The organism is Nocardioides sp. (genome assembly GCF_031422975.1).
Lineage (GTDB): Bacteria > Actinomycetota > Actinomycetes > Propionibacteriales > Nocardioidaceae > Nocardioides.
The window spans coordinates 1-2,874 of the sequence record NZ_JANPEO010000075.1 but is presented as its reverse complement, the minus strand read 5'-3'; the positions used below and the strand labels follow the sequence as shown (position 1 = coordinate 2,874).

The 2,874-nt window shown below is 74.3% G+C and carries 5 protein-coding genes; all 5 read left to right on the top strand.

Going from position 1 to position 2,874, the window contains the following annotated elements:
* Positions 1-665: ATPase, T2SS/T4P/T4SS family (locus tag RMO85_RS02600; protein WP_310526299.1), on the top strand; the 665-nt coding region annotated here is incomplete at its 5' end.
* Positions 665-1,432, top strand: a complete 768-nt coding sequence (locus RMO85_RS02595) for a type II secretion system F family protein (RefSeq protein ID WP_310526298.1) — start codon at positions 665-667, stop codon at positions 1,430-1,432. The genes RMO85_RS02600 and RMO85_RS02595, both read left to right, overlap by 1 nt.
* A complete protein-coding gene (locus RMO85_RS02590; protein WP_310526297.1) occupies positions 1,429-2,133 on the top strand; it encodes a type II secretion system F family protein in 705 nt (234 codons plus the stop codon). The genes RMO85_RS02595 and RMO85_RS02590 overlap by 4 nt, the downstream gene beginning before the upstream one ends.
* Before the next feature lie 155 nt (positions 2,134-2,288).
* A complete protein-coding gene (locus tag RMO85_RS02585) occupies positions 2,289-2,501 on the top strand; it encodes a DUF4244 domain-containing protein (protein WP_310526296.1) in 213 nt (70 codons plus the stop codon).
* The gene (locus RMO85_RS02580) at positions 2,498-2,869 is read left to right on the top strand and encodes a pilus assembly protein (protein WP_310526294.1); all 372 of its coding nucleotides are present in this window, start codon (positions 2,498-2,500) and stop codon (positions 2,867-2,869) included. Before RMO85_RS02585 ends, RMO85_RS02580 begins: the two co-directional genes overlap by 4 nt.
* The last annotated feature ends 5 nt before the right edge of the window (positions 2,870-2,874 follow it).

The following is a 2,874-nucleotide window of genomic DNA, read 5'->3' as shown; positions in this document are numbered from 1 at the left end:
TGACGGCGGCCGGGTCCGTCAGCCCTGACTGCGCGGAGGTCCTGAGCGCCATCGTCGAGACACGCCTGGCGTTCCTGATCAGCGGCGGCACCGGGTCGGGCAAGACCACGTTGCTGACCGCCCTGTTGGGGCTGGTCGATCCGGCCGAGAGGTTGGTGCTGGTCGAGGACGCCAGCGAGCTCCGGCCCGCCCATCCGCACGTGCTCGGTCTGGAGGCCCGCCCGCCCAACATCGAGGGGGCCGGCGAGATCACCCTGCACACGTTGGTGCGACAGGCCCTGCGCATGCGGCCGGATCGGCTGGTCGTCGGAGAGGTGCGCGGCGCGGAGGTGGTCGACCTGATGGCCGCCCTCAACACCGGGCACGCGGGTGGTTGCGGCACGTTGCACGCCAACTCCGCAGGCGACGTCCCGGCCCGGATCGAGGCGCTCGCCGCGGCGGCCGGACTGCCGCGGGAGGCCGCGCACAGCCAGCTCGCCTCCGCCCTCGACGTCGTCATCCACATGTCCCGTGCGCCCGACGGGCGACGACAGGTCACCCAGGTGGGGGTGCCGGTGCGATCAGACTCCGGTGCGGTGGCGATCGCGGCGGCCGTCGAGTTCGGTCCAGACGGTCGGATGACGCGCGGCCCGGCATCGGCGCGGCTGGCCGAGCGGGTCGGCTGATGCTGATGCTGCCCGCGCTCCTGGCCGGGCTTGCCGCCTGGCTGCTCGTTTCGACGTCGCCTCGCGCGGGTGCCACGTGGACGTGGCCTCCGGTGCTGGTCGGCACGGCCGGGCTCGCCGGCTGGGGCGCGGTGAGCGGCTCGCTGCCGGCGCGTCCCGGGGTCGTGATGGTGGCCGGTTGCCTCGCCGCGGCGGGCGGCCGACTGATCTGGCAGCGTCGTCGTGACCGTCACGCTCGGGCGGTTACCGCGGCCGGCGTGCTCGACGCCTGCGACGTGCTGGCCGCCGAGCTGGCGGCGGGACGACCGCCCGGACACGCACTGGCCGAGGCGGCCCGCCGCTGGGAGGGTCTGGCACCGGTCGTCCAGGCGTGGTCGTTGGGCTCGGACGTGCCGGGCGCCTTCCGCAGGGCTGCCTCGTCGCCGGGCGCCTCGGACCTGCGGGTCGTCGCGGCCGCGTGGCAGGTGGCGCACCATTCGGGAAACGGTCTTGCCCACGCGGTCGTGCGGGTCGCGTCGCGGATCCGCGCGCAGCAGCAGACCCAACGCGTCGTCACCTCGGAGCTGGCCTCCGCTCGCGCCACGGCCCGACTGCTGGCCGCCCTTCCTCTGGTCGCGCTGGGTATGGGATCAGGGGCGGGTGGCGACCCGTGGCGGTTCCTGCTCGAGCGCCCCGTCGGGTGGGGTTGCCTCGTGGGCGGACTCGGCTTCGGGGTCGCGGGCCTGTGGTGGATCGAAGCCATCGCGGATCAGGCGGATCCCGGGTGATCGTGCTTGCCGCCTGGGCCGCCGGCGTGGCCGTCCTCCTCGTCCTGGCGCCACGGCCGCGGCTGCGACCAGCGCCGCCTGTGGCAACCCCGTTGCCGCGCCGACCGGGTCGCTGGCGACCAGTCCTCTGCCTGATGGCCGGGCTCGGCGTCGGGCTCTTCGTCGGCGGGCCACTCGGTGTCCTCGGGGCCCCGGTGGCGGCTTGCGTGGCGTGGGTCGCGCTCGCCCGGTCGGAGCCCGGCGCCGTACGCCGAGAGCGGGACATCGCCGCGCGGGAGCTGCCACACTTCGTCGACCTGTTCGCGTGCGCGCTTCGTGCCGGCGCCGCTCCGCACGCTGCCCTGGCAGCGGTCGTGGCCGCCTGCCCGGGGCCGACGGCGCAGCGCCTCGACGGCGCCCTCGCCCGCCTGCGGATGGGGGTGGACCCCGTGCTCGTGTGGAGCGGATTGGCAGCCGATGACGTCCTGGCCACGCTGGGCAGGACGTTGGCCCGGGCCGAGACCAGCGGCAGCTCTGTGGCCGACGCAGTGGAGCGCCTGGCCGACGAGCTCGAGCGGACGGCGTTGGCGGCCGTCGAGGATCGCGCTCGCGCGGTCGGCGTGAAGGCGGCTGTCCCACTGGGCCTGTGCCTGCTGCCGGCCAACTTGTTGATCGGCATCGTGCCCACAGTCGCCGGCCTGTTGACGACGTTGACCCCGTGAAGGGGGGCCGGGGCCGGGTCTCCAACCGTGCACAGGACGCGACCATGTCGACGCCTCCACAGGTCCGGAGTCCCACGCCGACGCGATGGGGGCCGCAGGTCGCAGAGTCGGCGCAGCGGCCCACATCGGGTGGGCCAGCACAGAGAGGGACCGCGATGACACAGACGAGCCGCGAGCAGGAGACCACCTCGCGCGACAAGGGGCAGCGCAGAGAGGAACGGGGGATCACGACCGCCGAATATGCCGTCGGCACGGCCGCGGGTGCGGGGTTCGCCGGCCTGCTCTACAAACTCCTCAGCGGCGGCTTCGGCGAGCAGTTGCTCAAGACCCTGTTCGACCACGTCCTGGGCCTGCTGGGGATCAAGTGAGCACGCGCCGGCGACGGCCCGGGGCCGAGCGGGGTGCCGTCACGGCCGAGCTTGCTCTCGGGTTGCCGCTGGTGCTTTCCGTCACCGTCGGCCTGGTCTGGCTGCTGGCCGCGGCGTCCGCGCAGATCCAGGTGGTCGATGCCGCCCGGGAGTCCGCGCGGGCGGTCGCTCGGGGCGACTCGGAGTCGGCTGCCCGGGCCGTGGGGATGACGATCGCGCCCCCTGGTGCCGAGGTCCGTGTGGTGATCGACAGTGGGCGGGTGGCGGTCACCGCGAGCGCTCAGGTGGACGGTCCCGGCGGCTTGTTCGAATTCCTCCCCGCAGTCACCGTGCGGTCGCGGGCCGTGGCCTTGCTGGAGGACACATGAGCTGC